This is a genomic window from Burkholderia sp. 9777_1386, from assembly GCF_015712265.1.
Lineage (GTDB): Bacteria > Pseudomonadota > Gammaproteobacteria > Burkholderiales > Burkholderiaceae > Burkholderia > Burkholderia cenocepacia.
This window is the reverse complement of record NZ_JACCQB010000034.1, coordinates 62,563-82,295: the sequence shown is the minus strand read 5'-3', so window position 1 is coordinate 82,295 and position 19,733 is coordinate 62,563. Positions and strand designations below refer to the sequence as shown.

At 70.3% G+C, this 19,733-nt stretch carries 18 protein-coding genes; 10 read left to right on the top strand and 8 right to left on the bottom strand.

Going from position 1 to position 19,733, the window contains the following annotated elements:
• From H0X91_RS23300 to H0X91_RS23290, 3 genes are all read left to right on the top strand, one after another.
• The coding region (locus H0X91_RS23300) for a PDZ domain-containing protein (RefSeq protein ID WP_196433385.1) at nucleotides 1-295 on the top strand (295 nt) is incomplete at its 5' end.
• Between the two features lie 229 nt (nucleotides 296-524).
• Nucleotides 525-1,736, top strand: coding sequence for an MFS transporter (locus H0X91_RS23295; protein ID WP_084751501.1), 1,212 nt, complete (start codon nucleotides 525-527; stop codon nucleotides 1,734-1,736).
• 126 nt (nucleotides 1,737-1,862) lie between these two features.
• Nucleotides 1,863-2,402 (top strand): DUF4303 domain-containing protein, encoded by a 540-nt coding sequence (locus tag H0X91_RS23290; protein WP_062911409.1) that lies wholly within the window; start codon nucleotides 1,863-1,865, stop codon nucleotides 2,400-2,402.
• Nucleotides 2,403-2,456: 54 nt separating this feature from the next.
• Here the strand turns inward: H0X91_RS23290 and H0X91_RS23285 are convergent, their stop codons facing one another.
• The 6 genes from H0X91_RS23285 to cobA all read right to left on the bottom strand — a co-directional run bounded on the left by H0X91_RS23285 (nucleotide 2,457) and on the right by cobA (nucleotide 7,551).
• Nucleotides 2,457-3,155: a fumarylacetoacetate hydrolase family protein gene (locus H0X91_RS23285; RefSeq protein WP_006494728.1), complete on the bottom strand. Its 699-nt coding sequence runs from the start codon at nucleotides 3,153-3,155 to the stop codon at nucleotides 2,457-2,459.
• Nucleotides 3,156-3,271: 116 nt separating this feature from the next.
• A complete protein-coding gene (locus H0X91_RS23280) occupies nucleotides 3,272-4,213 on the bottom strand; it encodes a helix-turn-helix transcriptional regulator (RefSeq protein ID WP_034202257.1) in 942 nt (313 codons plus the stop codon).
• 89 nt (nucleotides 4,214-4,302) lie between these two features.
• Nucleotides 4,303-4,902 carry a uracil-DNA glycosylase family protein gene (locus H0X91_RS23275; RefSeq protein WP_062885575.1) on the bottom strand — a complete coding sequence of 200 codons (600 nt, stop codon included), beginning with the start codon at nucleotides 4,900-4,902 and terminating at the stop codon, nucleotides 4,303-4,305.
• 112 nt (nucleotides 4,903-5,014) lie between these two features.
• Nucleotides 5,015-6,067 carry a CmpA/NrtA family ABC transporter substrate-binding protein gene (locus H0X91_RS23270; RefSeq protein WP_062885574.1) on the bottom strand — a complete coding sequence of 351 codons (1,053 nt, stop codon included), beginning with the start codon at nucleotides 6,065-6,067 and terminating at the stop codon, nucleotides 5,015-5,017.
• 5 nt (nucleotides 6,068-6,072) lie between these two features.
• Complete coding sequence (locus H0X91_RS23265; protein ID WP_006494730.1) at nucleotides 6,073-6,669, bottom strand: ANTAR domain-containing response regulator; 597 nt, start codon at nucleotides 6,667-6,669, stop codon at nucleotides 6,073-6,075.
• Between the two features lie 120 nt (nucleotides 6,670-6,789).
• Complete coding sequence (gene cobA / locus H0X91_RS23260) at nucleotides 6,790-7,551, bottom strand: uroporphyrinogen-III C-methyltransferase (protein ID WP_006488745.1); 762 nt, start codon at nucleotides 7,549-7,551, stop codon at nucleotides 6,790-6,792.
• A 228-nt stretch (nucleotides 7,552-7,779) separates the two neighbouring features.
• Between cobA and H0X91_RS23255 the strand changes: the two genes are divergently transcribed.
• From H0X91_RS23255 to H0X91_RS23235, 5 genes are all read left to right on the top strand, one after another.
• On the top strand, nucleotides 7,780-8,061 hold the full coding sequence (locus H0X91_RS23255) for a hypothetical protein (protein ID WP_196433384.1): 282 nt from the start codon (nucleotides 7,780-7,782) through the stop codon (nucleotides 8,059-8,061).
• Between the two features lie 145 nt (nucleotides 8,062-8,206).
• Nucleotides 8,207-9,532: an MFS transporter gene (locus H0X91_RS23250; RefSeq protein ID WP_006494732.1), complete on the top strand. Its 1,326-nt coding sequence runs from the start codon at nucleotides 8,207-8,209 to the stop codon at nucleotides 9,530-9,532.
• 21 nt (nucleotides 9,533-9,553) lie between these two features.
• Nucleotides 9,554-12,148: a nitrite reductase large subunit NirB gene (gene nirB, locus H0X91_RS23245; protein ID WP_196433383.1), complete on the top strand. Its 2,595-nt coding sequence runs from the start codon at nucleotides 9,554-9,556 to the stop codon at nucleotides 12,146-12,148.
• A 31-nt stretch (nucleotides 12,149-12,179) separates the two neighbouring features.
• On the top strand, nucleotides 12,180-12,524 hold the full coding sequence (gene nirD, locus H0X91_RS23240) for a nitrite reductase small subunit NirD (protein ID WP_006488749.1): 345 nt from the start codon (nucleotides 12,180-12,182) through the stop codon (nucleotides 12,522-12,524).
• A 16-nt stretch (nucleotides 12,525-12,540) separates the two neighbouring features.
• A complete protein-coding gene (locus H0X91_RS23235) occupies nucleotides 12,541-16,728 on the top strand; it encodes a bifunctional nitrate reductase/sulfite reductase flavoprotein subunit alpha (protein WP_196433382.1) in 4,188 nt (1,395 codons plus the stop codon).
• A gap of 48 nt (nucleotides 16,729-16,776) precedes the next feature.
• On the opposite strand, the gene H0X91_RS23230 is transcribed toward H0X91_RS23235, so the two are convergent.
• Nucleotides 16,777-17,553: an SDR family oxidoreductase gene (locus tag H0X91_RS23230; protein WP_112751333.1), complete on the bottom strand. Its 777-nt coding sequence runs from the start codon at nucleotides 17,551-17,553 to the stop codon at nucleotides 16,777-16,779.
• A gap of 4 nt (nucleotides 17,554-17,557) precedes the next feature.
• The gene (locus H0X91_RS23225; protein WP_034202264.1) at nucleotides 17,558-17,995 is read right to left on the bottom strand and encodes a GlcG/HbpS family heme-binding protein; all 438 of its coding nucleotides are present in this window, start codon (nucleotides 17,993-17,995) and stop codon (nucleotides 17,558-17,560) included.
• A 108-nt stretch (nucleotides 17,996-18,103) separates the two neighbouring features.
• On the opposite strand from H0X91_RS23225, the gene H0X91_RS23220 reads away from it, so the two are divergent.
• A complete protein-coding gene (locus H0X91_RS23220; protein ID WP_060263374.1) occupies nucleotides 18,104-19,018 on the top strand; it encodes a LysR family transcriptional regulator in 915 nt (304 codons plus the stop codon).
• An 81-nt stretch (nucleotides 19,019-19,099) separates the two neighbouring features.
• Nucleotides 19,100-19,534: a hypothetical protein gene (locus H0X91_RS23215; protein WP_006486003.1), complete on the top strand. Its 435-nt coding sequence runs from the start codon at nucleotides 19,100-19,102 to the stop codon at nucleotides 19,532-19,534.
• Nucleotides 19,535-19,733 lie beyond the last annotated feature (199 nt).

The following is a 19,733-nucleotide window of genomic DNA, read 5'->3' as shown; positions in this document are numbered from 1 at the left end:
GGGTTCGGGGGCGGGCGATGCAGGCGACCACGGCGACCGCCTCGGCCTGACGATGCATGCGTTGAGCGACGACGAGCGCCGTTCGACCGGGCTCGCGGTCGGGATGATGGTGGATGCGGTGCATGGCCCGGCCGCGCGCGCCGGCATCCAGCCGGGCGACGTGGTGCTGGAGCTCAACGACACGCTGCTCGAGACGCCGGACGACGTGCAGACGCTCGAAGCGAAAGGCGGCGTGATCGCCGTGTTGATCCAGCGCAACAACGCGCGGAAGTTCGTGTCGGTGCGCGCGCGTTAGGGCGTTGACGCGGCTGCCGTCGTCCGCCTAACATCGTCCGATATCGCTGGCGGTCCGCCACGCATCCAGGAGCCATTCAGCATGAAAACGGCTTGCTTCATCGTAGTCATCCACAGGCGCAGGGTCCGGTAGCGGGATCGCGCCGGCACCCATGCGCCCCCGACTCGTTCGGGGGCTTTTTTTTTGTGTTGCGCACGGCCGTGCGGCCCGTGCGCGGGAGGGCATCCGCTTGTCATCGAACCTGTCGACCGCGTCCGACCCGGCGTCGCCGCGGCACGCCACGCTGATCCTGCTGTGCGCGTTGTCGGTCCTGCCGCTGAGCCTGTTCCTGCCGTCGCTGCCGGCGATCGTGCGCGACCTGCACACCGACTATGCGCTCGTCGCGCTGTCGCTCGGCGGGTATGCGGCGGTGGCCGCATCGCTCGAGTTCGTGACGGGGCCGCTGTCCGACCGGTTCGGGCGGCGGCCGATCGTGCTGACGAGCGTCGCGCTATTCGCGCTCGGGTCGCTCGGTTGCGCGATGGCGGCCGATATCCGCGTGTTTCTCGGCTGCCGGCTGATGCAGGCGGCGATCACGTCGGTCTATCCGGTGTCGATGGCGGCGATCCGCGACACCGGCGGCGGCGCGCGCGCGGCGAGCCGGATCGGCTATGCGGCGATGGCGGCCGCATTCGCGCCGATGCTCGGCCCGACGCTCGGCGGCGCACTCGACCAGACGGTCGGCTGGCGCGCGAGCTTCTGGTTGCTTGGCGCGGTCGGCGTCGCGCTGTTCGCCTGGTGCGCGCGCGATCTCGTCGAAACCCATACGCGCCGGTCGTCGAGCTTCGGGCAGCAGCTTCGCGCGTATCCGGCGCTGCTCCGTGCGCGCCGCTTCTGGGCCTATGCGCTGTGCATGGCGTTTTCGACGGGCGCGTTCTATGCGTTCCTGGCCGGCGCGCCGCTCGCCGCGAAAACGCGATTCGGCATCGCGCCGGCGGAGATCGGCGTCTACATGGGGACGATCACGGCCGGTTTCGTGTGCGGCAGCTTGCTGGCCGCGCGGGGCGCGCGCCGCTACGCGCTGGCCACGACGATCCTGGGCGGGCGGGTCGTCGCGTGCGCGGGGCCGCTGATCGGGCTTGCGCTGGTGTTCGGCGGCGCGACGCACGCGCTCGCATGGTTCGGGCCGTGCGTGCTGGTCGGCATCGGCAACGGGCTGAGCAACCCCGGCGCCCATGCAGGCGCGGTGTCGGTGCGCCCGGAACTGGCGGGCAGCGCGTCGGGGCTGGCCGGCGCGATGACGATCGGCGGCGGCGCCGCGCTGTCGTCGTTGACGGGCGCGCTGCTGACCGTCGGCAACGCAGGCTACCTGCCGCTCGCGATGATGCTGCTGTCGGCGGCGATCGCGCTGGCGGCCGCCGTGTGCGTGCGGGTGTTCGACGGACAGGACGCCGGGCGGTGAGCGCGGGTGCGCCCCGGTACCGGCGCGCGGCCGAATGACGGACAATCCGCCGCATGCCGGGAGACGACGCACGAGCCGCGCGCCGCGTGTCCCGACGAGCGCAAAAGGCGACTGGACGAGGATGCGATGAGCGATTTTTCTGATTTCCAGCGGGATATTGCCGATGCCGCGAGGGCGACCTTCCGGGCGCTGCGGGCGTTGCACCCGGACGAGCATTTCTACGCGTTTGCGTTGTACACCGACAGCGGTGCGATGACGGTGGTGCCGGCGGCCAATTCGGTCGAAGGGCTGCGCCGGGTCCGCGCGCGGCAGGCGGTGGCGGACGACGACCCGTGGTTCGTGTGGGGCGTGGCCGAGTGGGCGTACGCGGCGGCCGAGGCTTCGCCGTTCAACGCGATCTGCGGCCGGCTGGCCGACGAAGTGCTGAGCCCGCAGTTCGTCCCGTCGCGCTTCAGCGAATTTTCCCGGCAACTGCACGCCGACATGATCGAGGCATTGCGGCTGCTCGATCGCGACGGCGTGTTCGGCACGGGCGACGACCGGGCGGCGATCACGCTGTTCGTGTCGATCAGCGACGACGATGCGGCCGAGGCGCTGGAAAACGTGTCGGCGAAAGCGCTGAATCCGCCGGCCGTCGCCGACGCCTTTCTGCGCCGCTACGACTGACCTGCATCGGGATCTCGCGCGGCGGCCCGGACAGGCGCCGCCGTGCGTGCCGCGTTACGGCTTCGCGCCGACCACGAATTCGAACGTCGCGATGCCGTCGACGCCGCCCGTCACGCGATCGCCCGGCTGCAGCGCACCGACGCCGGCCGGCGTGCCGGTGAAGATCAGGTCGCCGGCCTTCAACTCGACCGAGCGCGACACGTACGCGATCACGTCGGGCACGGGCCAGATCATGTCGGCCAGGTCGCCTTGCTGGCGCGTGTCGCCGTTGACCGCGAGCCAGATGCGGCCGGCGGCCGGATGGCCGGTGGCCGTCGCCGCGCGCAGCGCGGTTACGGGGCCCGACGCGTCGAACCCCTTCGCCCAGTCCCACGGCCGGCTCAGCTTCTTCGCTTCGGCCTGCAGGTCGCGGCGCGTGAGATCGACGCCGACGCCGTAGCCCCACACGTGCGACAGCGCGTCGGCCGGGTCGATCGACCGGCCGTCCTTGCCGATCGCGACGACCAGCTCGATTTCATGATGGAGATCGCTCGTCAGCGGCGGATAGGCGACCGTGCCGCTGGCCGGAACGATCGCGTCGGCGGGCTTGGTGAAGAAGAACGGCGGTTCGCGGTCGGGGTCGGCGCCCATTTCGCGGGCGTGGTCGGCGTAGTTGCGGCCGACGCAGAATACGCGGCGCACCGGAAAGCGCGCGGACGACTGTTCGACTTCGACGGAAGGACGCTCGGCGGCGTCGATGACATAGGCGGACATCGGATGGCCTCGTTCGGTAGGAAGACGGATGGCCGGCGCAGCGGCCGGCATGCGTGCAACGATACCCGACGCGCATGCGCCCGGATGCGACGCAACTGCGTTTTACCGGGACAAAACTACGCGTCGGTGGCCGCCTGCGTGTCGTCGGCGGCGGGCAGCGCGGCGTTCGCGTCGCGGTACGCCTTCGGCGACACGCCGACCCGCGCGCGGAAGCGCCGCGCGAAATACCCTTCGTCGCGGAAGCCGACCGAGCGCGCGATGTCCGCGATGCGCCGGCTGGTGTGGGCCAGCAGCGACTGCGCGAGCGCGATCCGGCGCTCGGTGACGAGATCGGTGAAGGTGCTGCCGGTTTCCTTGCGAACGAGGTGTGCGAGGTAGTTCGGCGACAGGAACGCGGCTTCGGCGGTCGCGGCGAGCGTCAGGTCCTCACGCGTCAGGTTCGCCCGCACGTGGCGCAGCACGCGGGCCAGCGCGTCACGCCGGCCGGCGCGCTGGGCGCCGCGCTGCGCGAGCTTGTCGAGCGCGCCCGCGTACTGCGTGCAGACGAGCCCGATCAGTTGCAGCAGGTAGCCGCGCAGCAACGTGGTCGAGCCGAAGGTGCGCACGCGATCGGCGTCGAGCATGCACAGCGCGAGGCGGCGCGCTTCGTCGTACGTATCGCCGGTCAGGATGAAATCGAGGTGCTCCTGGAAGCGGAACGGCGTCAGTTCGGGGAAGCGGTGCGCGGGCACGTCCTCGAGATCGAGCGGATCGACGTCGAGATCGGCGCGCAGGAACGCCTGGCTGAAATTGATCACGATGAAGTGCGCGCCTTCCGGATGCGGAATCAGGTGCTCGCGGTGCGGCAGCACGAACGCGAGCGCGCCGCGCGGAAACGGCCGCGTGACGCCGCCGATGCGCTGCTCGGTGTCGCCGCCGAGGTTGAACTGGATCTGGAAATACGCGTGCCGGTGCGGCTCGGTGATCGCCTGGCGCGACGCCTGGTCGCGGATGTAGAAATCGAGCCGGTCGCTGCGTTCGGGCATCCCGTACAGGCGCGGCGGGGCGGTGGAGGGCATGAAGGATTGTGCTGTTCGTGACGCGGTTGAGCCGCGATGGTACAGCGAACCGGGCGCGCCGGGGCCGGGCGCCGGCTCGCGGGCCCCGCTCAGCCTGCCGCGAGCGGCGCGATCCGGCGCCGCAGCTCGGGTACGACCTCGGCGTCGAACCATGGATGGTGCTTGAACCAGGCCTGGTTGCGCGGCGACGGATGCGGCAGCGGCAGGACGGCCGGGCCGTAGTCGCGCCAGGCTTGCACGGTATCGGTCAGCGTCGCCTTGCGCGCGCCGCGCAGGAAATGCCGCTGCGCGTACTGGCCGATCAGCAGCGTGAGCCGGATCGACGGCAGTTCGGCCAGCAGCCGGTCGATCCACAGGGGCGCGCATTCGGGGCGCGGCGGGTTGTCGCCGCTCGCGCCGCGGCCCGGGTAGCAGAAGCCCATCGGCACGATCGCGAAGCGCGTCTCGTCGTAGAAGGTCTCGACGTCGACGCCGAGCCAGTCGCGCAGCCGCTTGCCGCTCGCGTCGTCCCATGGAATCCCGCTCGCATGGACGCGTGCGCCCGGCGCCTGCCCGACGATCAGGATGCGCGCGTCGCGATGGGCGCGCACGACCGGGCGCGGGCCGAGCGGCAGGTCGGCTTCGCATGCACGGCACGCGCGGACTTCGGTGAGCAGCACGTCGAGCGGCGCGCGCGTTCGTTTCGGCATCGATTCGGAGCGGGGACGGAGTGGCAAGGCGGTGCCGCGTGGGCGGCGCGGGCGGGCAGCGGCCGGGCGCCGTGGCCCGGCGGCACACGCGGGCTGCACCGTGCGGCGCGCGTCACGCCCGTGACGGGCCCGCTGCGCCGCCTTCGGCGACCGCAGCATCATACAACGCGGTTTGCGCGATCGCCGCGGCGATCCCCGCATCGTCGTGCGAACCGTCGAGCATGCCCCAGCGCCGGTATTGCGACAGGAACCACAGGGCCTCGCGCGGATCGGGCCGGTTCACGGCGCCGCCGTCGTGGAAGCGGATCGGCAGCGGCGGCGTGGCGAACGGCCCCGCGCCATAGTCGCCGAGCAGGCGCGGCGCGATCAGCCGGGCCGGCACGCCGAGTGCGTCGGGCGACGCGAGCCAGTCGGCCGCCTCGCGGCGGTGCGCGGCGCTGTCGAGCCATGCGCACGCATCGACCAGCGTGCGGACCAGCGCACGCGCGGTGGCCGGATACAGCGCGACGAAGTCGCGCCGGGTCGCGAGCACCTTCTCCGGATGATCGGGCCAGATCTCGCTCGTGACGGCGACGGTGCGGCCCGCGCCGCACGCTTCGGCCACCGCGTGCCATGGCTCGCCCGCGCAGAAGCCGTCGAGCTCGCCGCCCGCGAGCGCGGCGACCATCTCGGGCGGCGGAATCACGACGCTGCGCACGTCGCGCAGCGGATCGACGCCGTGCGACGCGAGCCACGCGTTCAGCCACATCGCGTGCGTGCCGGTCGGGAAGGTCTGCGCGAGCAGCGGCTTGCGGCCGAGCGTCGCGAACGCGGCACGCACGTTGGCGGTTTCGCGGTAAGCGTCGGCGAGGCCCCGCGACAACGTGATCGCCTGCCCGTTGCGGTTCAGCACCATCAGCGCGGCCATGTCGGCCCGCGGGCCGCCGATGCCGAGCTGCAGCCCGCAGACGAGCCCGTAGAGCGCGTGCGCGGCATCGAGCTCACCGCTGAGCAGTTTGTCGCGCACGGCCGCCCACGACGGCTGGCGGCTCAATTCGAGCGAGAGGCCATGACGCGCGCCGAGATTCAGGCGCTGCGCGACGATCAGCGGGGCCGCGTCGCTCAGCGCGACGAACCCGAGGCGAAGATGCGCGCGTTCCGGCGCGGCGGGAGGGGAGGTATGCATGGCACTCATGACTGGGGTGACGCGTCGAGCAATTGTCGCGCGACGTCGACGATGCGCAGGCCCTGATCCATCGCGCGCTTGCGCAGCGCCGCATACGCATCGTGTTCGGACAGCTTGCGCTGGTCCATCAGCACGCGTTTCGCGCGGTCGATCAGCTTGCGTTCCTCGAGTTCGCGCTCGACGTCGGCCAGCCGGCGGCGCAGCGCGTCGTCGTGCGAGAAGCGCGCGAGCGCGACTTCGAGAATCGGCGCGAGGCGCTCGGCCGACAACCCTTCGACGAGATACGCGCTGACGCCCGCGCCGACCGCCGCGCGGATCAGTTCCTGGTCGGCGTCGTGGCTGAACATCAGCACGGGGCGCGGCGCGGTCGCATGCATGACGGCGAGCTGTTCGAGCGTGTCGCGCGACGGCGAATCGGTATCGATGATCACGACGTCCGGGCGTTGCTCCTCGACGGCCGCCGGCAGGCGCGCGGGCGTCGCGACGTCGTTCAGCATCTCGTAGCCGAGGCGCGCGAGCGCATTGCCGAGTTCGCCGATCGGCTTGTCGGTATCGGTGACGAGCAGCACGCGCAGGCGGACGGGCAGGGCGGACGAACTCATGAGGCGGGCGACAGGGGCAGTGATGCGTCGGTGCAAGGGCCGAACGAGGCAGTCGGGCCGCACGCGCGGCCGGGGGTGAACGAAACGGGGAGCGGCCGAAGCCGCGCGATGCCGCCCATGTCAGGCGGCCCGCGGCAGCGCCGCGCCGATTGCCGCGTCCGCCTCCTGCGCGGCCGTTTCGCCGATCGCGCCGCCGACGAGGATCACGGCCGGGCTGCCGAGCCGCGCGGTTTCGATGCCGCTTGCGAGCGTGTCGAGCGTGCCGGTCCAGCGACGCTCTTCGGGCGTACCGGCCCATTGCACGGCCGCCGCCGGCGTCGACGCGGGGAGCGCGGCGAGCAGGCCCGCCGCGATGCTGTCGACGCGGCTCATTCCCATGTAGATCGCGAGCGTGGTGCCGGTCGCCGCGAGCCGGGCCCAGTCGGGTTCGCCGTGGTCCTGGCGATGCGCGGTGACGAACGTGACGCCCTGGCAGTGTTCGCGATGCGTGAGCGAGATGCCGAGGCTCGCGGCGGCCGCGAATCCCGACGAGATGCCGTTGACGATCTCGACCGGAATCGCGGCCGCGCGCAGCGTCGCGAGTTCTTCGCCGGCGCGCCCGAACAGCAGCGCATCGCCGCCTTTCACGCGCACCACGTGCGCGCCGCGCAGCGCATGGCGGCGCATCAGTTTCTCGATGAACGCCTGCGGCGTGGAGCGGCAGCCGCCGCGCTTGCCGACGCGGATCACGCGCGCCTGCGGCGCGAGTTCGACGATGCCGGGCGCGACGAGATCGTCGAGCAGCAGCACGTCGGCGGCGGCCAGCGCCTTCACCGCCTTCAGCGTGAGGAGATCGGGGTCGCCGGGGCCGGCGCCCAGCAGCGTGACTTTGCCTGTCGTCATGTCGTGTTCCTGTGCCGCATCGCATGCCTGCGGCGGTCTGCTTCGCGTTGTTGCTCGGCGGCGGCGGGCGGTCGAAACGCACCGGCATCCGGCCGTGCCGTGCACGGGGGGACGCCGTTGTCCGGAAAGGCTCGCCGTGAAGGGCGGGCCGGGTTTGCGGGGACTGCCCACCGGCGCCGTTGCCGGTGTAGTGAAGGTTCAGCAATATCCGGGCCAACCGGCGCGACGATGGCGCCTTTGCGCGACGCGGCGCACCGTGCGATGGCCGCGAGCGGGCATGTGCTCGCGACGCGCGAGCAGTCGCGATGCCGCATCGGCGCGTATCGTGCCGCGCTCGCGCGCACCGCGATGCCGCACGACGACAGTGCTGCAGCGCACCACATCTGTGCCTCGGTGCATCGCGACGGAGAGCGCGTCGCGCGTCGCGGTGACGTGCCCGATACCCGCTGCGCCTTGTGCGGTGGGGTTCCCGGCGCGATTGACGCCGACATGGCACGTCGCTTGCGTTAGCTCGTTCGGGCGGGTCAATGGCGATTCGTCCGCAGTACCGAATACCGAAGCGCCCGGCAACGGGCTTCATGGGCAACGGCGTCCTACGTATCAGGTCTCGACGAGACCGGGTGCGCAGGACGCCGTTTTTCGTTTGGCGGATGACATGACCGACAAAGCTACCCGTATCGATCTCTTCAGCCTCCGCACCGCGCCGATGCGCGCGTTCCATCTGACGTGGATGGCGTTCTTCGTATGCTTCTTCGCGTGGTTCGCGTGCGCGCCGCTGATGCCGCTGATCGCGCGCGAATTCCATCTCACCGCGGCGCAAGTCGCCAACATCAACATCGCCGCGGTGGCCGCGACGATCGCCGTGCGGCTGCTGGTCGGCCCGCTGTGCGACCGCTTCGGCCCGCGCCGCGTGTATGCGGGCCTGCTGCTGCTCGGCGCGATCCCCGTGTTCGCCGTGTCGTTCACGCACGACTACCTGTGGTTCCTGATCTGCCGGCTCGGCATCGGCGCGATCGGCGCGGGCTTCGTGATCACGCAATACCACACGTCGGTGATGTTCGCGCCGAACGTGGTCGGCACCGCGAACGCGACGACGGCCGGCTGGGGCAATGCCGGCGCGGGCGCGACGCAGGCGCTGATGCCGCTGCTCGTTGCCGCGGGGCTGATGCTCGGCTTCGGCGAGGATGCGTCGTGGCGCATCGCGCTGGTCGTGCCGGGCGTGGCGATGCTCGTGATGGCGTGGGCGTACTGGCGCTTCACGCAGGACTGCCCGCAAGGCGATTTCGTCGCGCTGCGCAAGGAAGGCGTGACGATCGACAGCGGCAAGAAGGGCGGCTGGGCGAGCTTCTTCGCGGCGTGCGGCAACTATCGCGTGTGGATGCTGTTCGTCACGTACGGCGCGTGCTTCGGCGTCGAGGTGTTCATCCACAACATCGCCGCGCTGTACTACGTCGATCACTTCAAGCTGTCGTTGAAGGACGCCGGTTTCGCGGTCGGGATGTTCGGCTTGCTCGCGCTGTTCGCCCGCGCGCTCGGCGGCTGGCTGTCCGACAAGATCGCCGCGCGCCGCAGCCTCGACGTGCGCGCGACGCTGCTGTGCGCGCTGATCATCGGCGAAGGGCTCGGGCTGATCTGGTTCTCGCATGCGCAAGGCATCGGCATCGCGCTCGTCGCGATGCTGACCTTCGGCCTCTTCACGCACATGGCGTGCGGCGCGACCTACGCGCTGGTGCCGTTCATCGATCGCAAGGCGCTCGGCGGCGTCGCGGGGATCGTCGGTGCGGGCGGCAACGTCGGCGCGGTCGCCGCGGCTTTCCTGCTGAAGGGTGTCGGCGACGTCCAGCAGGCGCTGAGCCTGCTCGGCCTGGCGGTCACCGCGACCGCCTTGTGCGCGATGGCCGTGCGCTTCAGCGAAGAACACAAGGCGCGCGAAGCCGAGCTGCGCGATCGCGCGCTGGCCGCCGCCAACGCCGCGAACTGATCGACCGAAGGAACCGCCATCATGAAACTCATCGTCATCGGCCACGGCATGGTCGGCCACAAGCTTCTCGAATGCGTCGCAGCGGAGGCCGCCGCGGCCGGCGCGCCGCAGGTCACGGTGCTCGGCGAGGAACCGCGCCCGGCCTACGATCGCGTGCATCTGTCCGAATTCTTCGCGGGCAAGTCGGCGGACGATCTGTCGCTCGTCGAACCCGGCTTCTTCGAGCGTCATCCGCAGTTCGACCTGCGCCTGAACGCGCAGGTCGCGTCGATCGACCGCGCCGCGCATACGGTCACGCTCGTGTCGGGCGAAACGCTCGCGTACGACAAGCTGGTGCTCGCCACGGGCTCGCGTCCGTTCGTGCCACCGGTGCCGGGCCGCGATCGCGCCGGCTGCTTCGTGTACCGGACGATCGAGGACCTCGAGGCGATGCAGGCGTGCGGCGCGCACGCGAAGCGCGGCGTCGTGGTCGGCGGCGGCCTGCTCGGCCTCGAATGCGCGAAGGCGCTGCGCGACATGGGGCTCGACACGCACGTCGTCGAATTCGCGCCGCGCCTGATGGCCGTGCAGGTCGACGACGGCGGCGGCCGGATGCTGCGCGCGAAGATCGAGGCGCTCGGCGTGACCGTGCATACCGGCAAGAACACGCTCGAAATCGTCGACGGCGACGAAGGCACGCACCGGATGGCGTTCGCCGACGGCACGCATCTCGACACCGACATGATCGTGTTCTCGGCCGGTATCCGGCCCCGCGACGAACTGGCCCGCGCGTGCGGGCTCGACATCGGCCCGCGCGGCGGCGTCGCGATCGACGACGCGTGCCGCACGAGCGACGCCGACATCTACGCGATCGGCGAATGCGCGGCCTGGAACGGCACCGTGTACGGCCTCGTCGCGCCGGGCTACGACATGGCGCGCGTGGTCGCGAAGCAACTCGCGGGCGACGCCGACGAAGCGGCGGCCGCGTTCGCGGGCGCCGACATGAGCACCAAGCTGAAGCTGATGGGCGTGGACGTCGCGAGCATCGGCGACGCGCACGGCACGACGGCCGGCAGCCGCACCTACCAGTACGCGGACGAGCGCCGCCAGGTCTACAAGAAGCTGGTGGTGTCCGACTGCGGCAAGTTCCTGCACGGCGCGGTGATGGTTGGCGATGCGGCCGAGTACGGCACGCTGCTGCAGATGATGCTGAACCGCATCGAGTTGCCCGAATCGCCGGAATTCCTGATCCTGCCGTCGTCGGACGGCGCCGCGAAGCCGGCGATCGGCGTCGATGCGCTGCCGGAAGGCGCGCAAATCTGCTCGTGCAACAACGTGTCGAAGTCGCAGATCTGCGCGGCGGTGGCCGACGGCGCGACGAGCCTCGGCGCGCTGAAGACGTGCACGGGCGCCGGCACGTCGTGCGGCGGCTGCGTGCCGCTCGTCACGCAGATCATGAAGGCCGAGATGAAGAAGCAGGGCCTCGCGGTCAACAACCATCTGTGCGAGCACTTTCCGTATTCGCGCCAGGAGCTGTTCCACCTGATTCGCGTCGAGCGCATCACGACGTTCGACGCGCTGCTGCACAAGCACGGCCGCGGGCTCGGCTGCGACGTGTGCAAGCCGGCCGTCGCGGGCATCCTCGCGTCGTGCTTCAACGAGTTCGTGCTGAAGAAGGAGCACGCGGGGCTGCAGGATTCGAACGACTACTACCTCGCGAACATCCAGCGCGACGGCACGTATTCGGTCGTGCCGCGCATGCCGGGCGGCGAAGTCACGCCGGAAGGGCTGATCGCGGTCGGCCAGGTCGCGAAGAAATACGGCCTGTACACGAAGATCACCGGCGGCCAGCGCGTCGACCTGTTCGGTGCGCGCGTCGAGCAACTGCCGTCGATCTGGGAGGAGCTGATCGCGGCCGGCTTCGAATCGGGTCACGCGTACGGCAAGGCGCTGCGAACCGTGAAATCGTGCGTCGGGTCGACGTGGTGCCGCTACGGCGTCGACGATTCGGTCGGCCTCGCGATCGATCTGGAGAACCGCTACAAGGGGCTGCGCGCGCCGCACAAGATCAAGTTCGGCGTGTCCGGCTGCACGCGCGAGTGCGCGGAAGCGCAGGGCAAGGACGTCGGCGTCATCGCGACCGAGAAAGGCTGGAACCTGTACGTGTGCGGCAACGGCGGGATGAAGCCGCGCCACGCGGAGCTGCTCGCGTCCGACCTCGATCGTGCGACGCTGGTCCGCTACATCGACCGCTTCCTGATGTTCTACGTGCGCACGGCGGATCGCCTGCAACGCACCAGTGTCTGGCGCGACAACCTCGAAGGCGGCCTCGACTACCTGGTCGACGTCGTCGTGCACGACAAGCTCGCGATCGCCGACGAACTCGAAGCCGACATGCAGCACGTGATCGACACCTACGAGTGCGAGTGGAAGAAGGCCGTCACCGATCCCGACACGCGCAAGCGCTTCCGCCACTTCGTGAACAGCGACGCGCCGGATACGACCATCGAGTTCGTCGAGACGCGCGGCCAGATCCGGCCCGCGACGCCCGGCGAGCGCGCGGGCGGCAAGCCCGTGCCGATCCCCGTCGTCGCCGCGGCGGCGACCCGAGCCGCGACCGAAACCGCCACCGCGTGACCGACATCCGCCACCTTGCAAGGAGCCCATCATGAACGATCGCCTTCCGCTGTCCTGGACCCGTGTATGCCCGCTCGACGACATCGTGCCGAACACCGGCGTGTGCGCGCTCGTCAACGGCGAGCAGATCGCGGTGTTTCACGTCGCGCATGCCGACGGCGGCGTGTTCGCGATCGACAACGTCGATCCCGTATCGCAGGCCGCCGTGATGTCGCGCGGACTGATCGGCAGCCTCGGCGAGCGCGTCGTGGTCGCGTCGCCACTGTACAAGCAGCACTTCGACCTGCGTACCGGCGAATGCCTGGAAGCGCCCGAGCAGTCGGTGAACGCGTATCCGTCGCGGGTCGAGGACGGCTTCGTGTGGGTCGCGGCCTGACCGTCCCGGAGCGCCCATGACCGCGACCCCCGTCAAGAGCGTGTGCCCGTACTGCGGTGTCGGCTGCGGCATGGTGCTGCACGTCGAGGAGGGCGAAGTCGTCAAGGTGTCCGGCGACGCCGACCATCCGACCAACTTCGGGCGGCTGTGCACGAAAGGTTCGTCGGCGCACGTCGCGCTGCGCCGCTCGGGGCGGCTCGATCGCGCGTTCGTGCGCCGCGCGCGCGAGGACGACCTCGTGCCGCTGCCGGCGCGCGACGCGATCGCCGAGACCGCGCGCCGGCTGCGCGCGGTGCTCGATGCGCACGGGCCCGATGCGCTGTCGTTCTACGTGTCGGGGCAGCTGTCGATCGAGGCGCAATACCTCGTCAACAAGCTCGCGAAGGGCTTCGTCGGCACCAACAACATCGAGTCGAACTCGCGCCTGTGCATGGCGAGCGCGAGCACCGGCTACAAGCAGTCGCTCGGCGCGGACGGCCCGCCCGGGTCGTACCAGGATTTCGATCGCGCGAACCTGTTCTTCGTGATCGGCGCGAACATGGCCGACTGTCACCCGATCCTGTTCCTGCGGATGATGGATCGCGTGAAGGCCGGCGCGAAGCTGATCGTCGTCGATCCGCGCCGCACCGGCACCGCCGACAAGGCCGATCTGTTCCTGCAGATCCGGCCGGGCACTGATCTCGCGCTGGTCAACGGGCTGCTGCATCTGCTGCATGCGAACGGCCGCACCGACGCCGCGTTCATCGACGCGTACACCGAAGGCTGGGATGCGATGCCCGCGTTCCTCGCCGACTACACGCCCGAGCGTGTCGCCGGGATCACCGGGCTCGCGGAAGCCGACATCCGCACGGCCGCGCAATGGATCGGCGACGCGCCGGAATGGACGAGCTGCTGGACGATGGGGCTCAACCAGAGCACGCACGGCGTGTGGAACACCAACGCGATCTGCAACCTGCATCTCGCGACCGGGAGGATCTGCCGCCCGGGCAGCGGGCCGTTCTCGCTGACCGGCCAGCCGAACGCGATGGGCGGGCGCGAGATGGGCTACATGGGGCCGGGGCTGCCGGGCCAGCGCTCGGTGGCGTCCGACGACGACCGCCGCTTCGTCGAGACCCTGTGGCGCGTGCCGGCCGGCACGCTGCGCAAGGACACCGGCAACGGCACGGTCGACCTGTTCGAACGGATGGCGGCCGGCGACATCAAGGCGTGCTGGATCGTCTGCACGAACCCGGTCGCGACCGTGCCGAACCGACGCACGGTGATCGCCGGGTTGCAGGCCGCGGAACTCGTGATCGCGCAGGACGCGTTCCTCGACACCGAGACCAACCGCTACGCGGACATCCTGCTGCCCGGTGCGCTGTGGGCCGAGGGCGACGGCGTGATGATCAACTCCGAGCGCAACATGACGCTGATGCGCGCGGCGGTCGCGCCACCCGGCGACGCGCTGCCCGACTGGCGCATCGTCGCGGAAGTCGCGCGCGCGATGGGGTTCGGCGACGCGTTCGACTATGCGTCCGCGGCCGACGTGTTCGACGAGATCGTCCGTTTCTCGAACCCCGCGACCGGCTACGACCTGCGCGGCGCGAGCCACGCGGCGCTGCGCGACGGGCCCGTGCAGTGGCCGGTCGCGCCGGGCACCGCGCGCGCGCGGCACCCGATCCGCTACCTGAACGACGGCGTGAACCAGCCGCTGCGCGCCGCAGCCGACGGCGGCGACGCCCCGCGCATCGCGTTCCCGACGCCGTCGGGCAAGGCGCGCTTTTTCGCGCGGCCGCACGTCGATCCGGCCGAGCTGCCGGACGACACGTTCCCGATCGTGCTGAACACCGGGCGGCTGCAGCATCAGTGGCACACGATGACGAAGACCGGCAAGGTCGCGATGCTGAACAAGCTCAACCCGCGCCCGTTCGTCGAACTGCACCCAGACGATGCGAGCGCGCTCGGCATCGCCGCGAAGGACAGCGTCGAGATTCGTTCGGCGCGCGGCCGCGCGGTGCTGCCGGCCGTCGTGACCGAGCGCGTGCGGCGCGGCAACTGTTTCGCGCCGATGCACTGGAACGACGTATACGGCGACGACCTGTGCATCAACGCGGTGACGAACGACGCGATCGACCCCGAATCGCAGCAACCCGAACTGAAATACTGCGCGGTCGCGCTGACGCGGGTCGAAGCCGATGCGTTCGCGCCGGTCGACGACGACACCGCGCAACCCGATGCATGCGCCGACGACGCGCGGCCCGCGCCGGCGATGATGCACGCGACTGCTTCGCAGGAATCCGACATGGCAGACATCGACACTTTCGCGGCTGCGCTCGGCGTCGCCGATCTCGCGCCGCCGCCGCTGACCGACACCGAGCGGCTGTACGTGGCGGGCCTCGTCAGCGGGCTGAAGGCGAGCGCTGGCCGTCGCGAAGGCAGCGTACCCGTGCTGCCGGCCGGCGCACCGTTGACGCCGCCCGTGCGGTTCTGGCTCGACGGCATGCTCGCGGGCCTGTTCAGCCGCGCGCTGCCTGCCGGTGCGCAGACCGGCGCGGCGCCCGCGTTGCCGGCCGACGCCGCCGCGGCGGGCGGCGTGCGGATCGTGCGCCCGCGCCCGAAGGTCACGTTGTTGTGGGCGTCGCAGACCGGCAACATCGAATCGTTGACCGAGGATTACGCGACGAAGCTGATGAACGCGGGCTTCGAGATCCGCACCGCGTGCATGTCCGACTATCCGGTCGCGTCGCTGGCCGGCGCGCAATACGTGCTGCTGATGACGAGCACGTTCGGCGACGGAGACGCGCCCGACAACGGCGGCGAGTTCTGGGACGCGCTGCAGGCCGACAGCGCCGCGCGTCTCGACGGCGTGCATTTCGCGGTGCTCGCGTTCGGCGACCGCAACTACGACCGGTTCTGCGGCCACGGCCGCCGGCTCGACGCGCGGCTCGCGGAGCTCGGCGCGGCACGTCTGTGCGCCCGCGTCGATTGCGACGTCGAGTTCCAGCACGAGGCCGACCAGTGGCTCGAACGCGTGGTCGCGCGCATCAAGGAAGCCGATGCCGCGCTGCACGCGGTGCCGTCCGGCGGGTTGAGCCCGTCGGGGCTGCTGCCGACGAAGGCGCATCCCGCGCCGTCGAAGCTCGTCGCGAACCTGCGGCTGAACCGGCCGGGCGCTGCAAAGGACACGCGCTATGTGTCGCTGTCGACCCAGGGCGCGAACCTCGAATACGAAGCCGGCGACGCGCTCGGCGTGTGGCCTACCAACTGCCCGGAACTGGTCGACGAACTGCTGTCCGTCACCGCGCTGAAGGCCGATGCGCCCGTGTCGGTGCCGGGCGTCGGCGATGTCCGGCTCGGCGATGCGCTCGCACGCCACTTCGACATCACGCGCCCGCATCCGGACACGCTGGCCTTCATCGCGTCGCGCAGCGCGAACGGCGCGCTGAAGTCGCTGCTCGGCGACGATCGCAAGGGCGACCTCAAGCAATGGCTGTGGGGGCAGCAGCTGGCGGACGTGCTGCACGAATATCCGATCGAGCTGTCGGGCGCCGAGCTGGTCGGCATGCTCAAGCGCATGCAGCCGCGCCTCTATTCGATCGCGTCGAGCCCGAGCGCGCACGAGGGCGAGATTCACCTGACCGTGTCGGCCGTGCGCTATCACAACGGCCGGCGCGCGCGCAAAGGCGTCGCGTCGACGTTCCTCGCCGATCGCGCGGACGACGGCCGCGTGCCGGTGTTCGTGCAGAAGTCCGCGCACTTCCGGCCGCCGGTGAACGGGGACGTGCCGATCGTGATGGTCGGGCCGGGCACCGGCGTCGCGCCGTTCCGCGGTTTCCTGCACGAGCGGCGGGCGCGCGGCGCGCGCGGGCGCAACTGGCTGTTCTTCGGCGAGCAGCACGCGCAGACCGACTTCTACTACGGCGACGAGCTGAGCGAGATGCGCGACAGCGGCTTCCTGACGCGGCTCGATCTCGCGTTCTCGCGTGACCAGGCCGACAAGGTCTACGTGCAGGACCGGATGCGCGAGCAGGGCGCCGAGCTGTTCGCGTGGCTGGAAGAGGGCGCGCACTTCTACGTGTGCGGCGACGCCGCGCGGATGGCCAAGGACGTCGATGCGGCGTTGAAGGCGATCGTCGCCCGGCACGGCGGCATGTCGGAGGAAGCCGCGAACGACTACGTCGCGCGGCTTTCGAAGGCGCGGCGCTACATGCGCGACGTGTACTGAGATTCGCGCGAGCGGCGGACGGTCGGTCCGCCGCTTCGCCGGCGGCGCTTACTGCTGCCGTTCCCAAGCACGCGCCTGCTCGGCGCGCACGAACGCTTCCGACGCCGCCGGCAGCAGGTTGCGGAACGCGCCGCCGTCGCCGTCGATCACGTCGACCATCTTCGCGATCATTTCCTCCGGGTCGTGCTGTTCGAGCGGGAACGTCAGCCGCTCGGGCGTCACGGTATGCACGGCCGGATCGTGCCAGCGCCGCGTCGTTTCCATCATCCGGTCGTTGAAGCCCGTGCGGTACGGGCCGGGGTTCACGACCGCGACGCGGATGCCGTGCGGCGCGAGTTCCGCGTGCATCGCCTCGGCCACCGATTCGATCGCGTGCTTCGACGCGCAGTACGCACCCGTGAACGGCCCCGTGATCAGGCCCGCGATCGACGACACGAACACGATCTTGCCGTGCCGGCGCGCGAGCATCCCGCGCGCGATCTGCTGCGTGAGCGCGAGCGGCCCGAACACGTTCACGTCGAACAGCGCGCGGACGATCTCGACCGGCAGGTCGACCAGCGCGCCGGCTTCGCCGACCCCCGCGTTGTTCACGAGCACGTCGATGTCGAGCTCGGCCGCGCGCGCGCGGTCGTGGGCCGACGTGACGTCGAGCCTGATCGCGCGCAGCGTGGTGCCGCGTTGCGCGGCGGCGGCCGCGACGTCGTCGATCTCGGCCGTGGCGCGTACGCCGGCCGTCACGTCGTGACCGCGCTCGGCGAGCCGCAGCGCGACTTCGCGGCCGAAGCCGGTGCCCGCGCCGGTGATGAGGATGCGTTTCTGTGCCATGTGCTTACCTTGTGGAGTGGAACGTTGCCTGAAAAAGGTCGCGGCAGTGCTGCGCGATCGCGGTGTCTTCGTCGACGCTGCCGCCCGAGATGCCGATCGCGCCGACGCAGCGTCCGTCGCCGTCGACGAGCGGCTCGCCGCCGCCGAACGTGACGAGCCCGCCGTGACTGTGTTCGATGCCGCGCAGCGGGCCGTCGCCCGACATCGCGCCGAGCGCGCCGGTCGACGCGCGGAAGCGGACCGCCGTCAGCGCCTTGCGCTGCGCGAGATCGATCGCGCCGAGAAAGCAGTCGTCGGTGCGCACGAACGCGAGCAGGTTCGCGCCGGCATCGACGATGGCGATCGCGACGCCGGCTACCTGCAGCGACGCGGCATGCGCGAGGGCCGCGTCGATCGTGCGGCGGGCGACGGCGAGCGGCAGCGCGGCGGTGAGCGGGTTCATGCGAAGGGCTCCGACAGGACGACAGCGCCAGTGTAGGCAGTGGCGGTATATGGGAGAATCCGCATTCCACTCGAAGCAGTTTCAAGTTTTTTTAATGATGGGCAAGCGATGAGCAGACGCGATCCGATGGCCGGCCTGCACGTGTTCATGACCGTCGCGACGGCCGGCAACTTCACGCGGGCCGCCGCCGCGCTGGGCCTGACGCCGGCCGCCGTCAGCCTGTCGATCGGGCAGCTCGAGGGCGAGCTCAACGTGAAGCTGTTCAACCGCAGCACGCGCGGCGTGAGTCTCACGGAAGCCGGCCAGCGTTACTGGCGGCAGACCGAGCCCGCGTACCGGCAGGTCATGCAGGCGCGTGACGCGCTGAAGGATGCGCGCAGCGAGCCGAGCGGGCTGTTGCGCGTGACCGCGCTGCCGCTCGCGCGCTTGCTCGTGATCGCGCCGGTGCTCGCCCCGTTTCGTGAGCGCTATCCGAAAGTCCGGCTCGAAATCCGCTACGAGAACGAACTCGTCGACATCGCAAAGGAGGGGTTCGATGCGGGCATTCGCCTCGCCGACCGGCTGCAGCCGGGCATGATCGGCGTGCGGATCGCGCCTGCGTTGACGTGTGCGCTGGTCGCGTCGCCCGGTTATCTGGCGCGGCACGGTGCGCCGGCGTCGATTGCGCAGCTCGAGCGTCACGCGTGCATCCGTTTCCGGTTTACGGAAAGCGGGCGGTTGCACAAATGGCTGCTGCACGACGGGCGACGCGACGTCGATCTCGACCCGGACGGCGTATTCGTGACGAACGATGCCGATGCGGTGATCGATGCGGCGCGTGCGGGCGTCGGCATTGCGTTCGCGTTCATGCGCGAGCGGATCGAGCAGGACCTGCGCGACGGCACGCTCGTCGAGGTGCTGCCCGGTACGTGCCGCCCGCTGCCGCCGATGTGGCTGTATTACGTGAATCGCAAGCACGTGCCGGCCAAGCTGCGCGCGTTCATCGACGTGCTGCGCGAGCGCGCTGGCGCGGACGCGGCGTAGTCGCATCGGCGCGGCTCACTGCAGCGATCGATTCGTCGGCGCATGATGGCGACTCCCGCCACGACGCCATGGAGTTGCGTGATGACCGGATTTCCGCATTTTTCGATTCGAACCGGCGTGATTGCCGCAGCGTTGGCGGCCGCCGCGATTTCCAGCGCACCGGCCGTCGGCCAGACGTCGACGGTGCCGGCAGGATCGGCCGTCGCGACGCCCGACAACGCGGTCCTGCTGACCGTTTTCCTGAAACACGACGAATCGCGGCCGCTCGCCGAGCTGAATGCGCAGCTTGCGAAGCAGGGGTTCTACAAGGCGTTTCCGCCGCCGGGCGTCGAGGTGGTGAGCTGGACGGTGACGATGGGAATCGGGCAGATCGTCGTGCTGCGATTGCCGGCGGCGCGGCTGCGCGAGGTCAATCGCGTGCTGGAGGATACGGCGTGGGGGGTGTACCGGACGGAGTTCTATCCGACTTACGATTACAAGGCGATCGGGTTGGGGGAGCACGAGCGGGCGAAGTAAGGGAGGCCGGACGGTTTCTGCGCGCACGCGGAGGTCCGAATCAATCTGCCCCCATTCCGGTAAAGCCTCGCGACACGACGCTTTCGTCCTCTTCGGCTGGCGTCGTGCCGGCAGATTCCTCCCAAATGCATCGCAAGTCATTCATCCGATGAAAAAACCGCCCCGGTTCCCGGTATGATGCGCACCTTGCGTTCGTAGG

What these genes read in the sequence shown, in the direction of transcription:
- H0X91_RS23235 (WP_196433382.1), top strand. Translation starts at nt 12,541, where the DNA reads ATGACCGCGACCCCCGTCAAGAGCGTGTGCCCGTACTGCGGTGTCGGC.
- H0X91_RS23285 (WP_006494728.1), bottom strand. Translation starts at nt 3,155, where the DNA reads ATGTCCGCCTATGTCATCGACGCCGCCGAGCGTCCTTCCGTCGAAGTC.
- H0X91_RS23280 (WP_034202257.1), bottom strand. Translation starts at nt 4,213, where the DNA reads ATGCCCTCCACCGCCCCGCCGCGCCTGTACGGGATGCCCGAACGCAGC.
- H0X91_RS23265 (WP_006494730.1), bottom strand. Translation starts at nt 6,669, where the DNA reads ATGAGTTCGTCCGCCCTGCCCGTCCGCCTGCGCGTGCTGCTCGTCACC.
- H0X91_RS23215 (WP_006486003.1), top strand. Translation starts at nt 19,100, where the DNA reads ATGACCGGATTTCCGCATTTTTCGATTCGAACCGGCGTGATTGCCGCA.
- H0X91_RS23230 (WP_112751333.1), bottom strand. Translation starts at nt 17,553, where the DNA reads ATGGCACAGAAACGCATCCTCATCACCGGCGCGGGCACCGGCTTCGGC.
- nirB (WP_196433383.1), top strand. Translation starts at nt 9,554, where the DNA reads ATGAAACTCATCGTCATCGGCCACGGCATGGTCGGCCACAAGCTTCTC.
- H0X91_RS23275 (WP_062885575.1), bottom strand. Translation starts at nt 4,902, where the DNA reads ATGCCGAAACGAACGCGCGCGCCGCTCGACGTGCTGCTCACCGAAGTC.
- H0X91_RS23290 (WP_062911409.1), top strand. Translation starts at nt 1,863, where the DNA reads ATGAGCGATTTTTCTGATTTCCAGCGGGATATTGCCGATGCCGCGAGG.
- nirD (WP_006488749.1), top strand. Translation starts at nt 12,180, where the DNA reads ATGAACGATCGCCTTCCGCTGTCCTGGACCCGTGTATGCCCGCTCGAC.
- cobA (WP_006488745.1), bottom strand. Translation starts at nt 7,551, where the DNA reads ATGACGACAGGCAAAGTCACGCTGCTGGGCGCCGGCCCCGGCGACCCC.
- H0X91_RS23255 (WP_196433384.1), top strand. Translation starts at nt 7,780, where the DNA reads ATGGCGCCTTTGCGCGACGCGGCGCACCGTGCGATGGCCGCGAGCGGG.
- H0X91_RS23250 (WP_006494732.1), top strand. Translation starts at nt 8,207, where the DNA reads ATGACCGACAAAGCTACCCGTATCGATCTCTTCAGCCTCCGCACCGCG.
- H0X91_RS23270 (WP_062885574.1), bottom strand. Translation starts at nt 6,067, where the DNA reads ATGCATACCTCCCCTCCCGCCGCGCCGGAACGCGCGCATCTTCGCCTC.
- H0X91_RS23225 (WP_034202264.1), bottom strand. Translation starts at nt 17,995, where the DNA reads ATGAACCCGCTCACCGCCGCGCTGCCGCTCGCCGTCGCCCGCCGCACG.
- H0X91_RS23220 (WP_060263374.1), top strand. Translation starts at nt 18,104, where the DNA reads ATGAGCAGACGCGATCCGATGGCCGGCCTGCACGTGTTCATGACCGTC.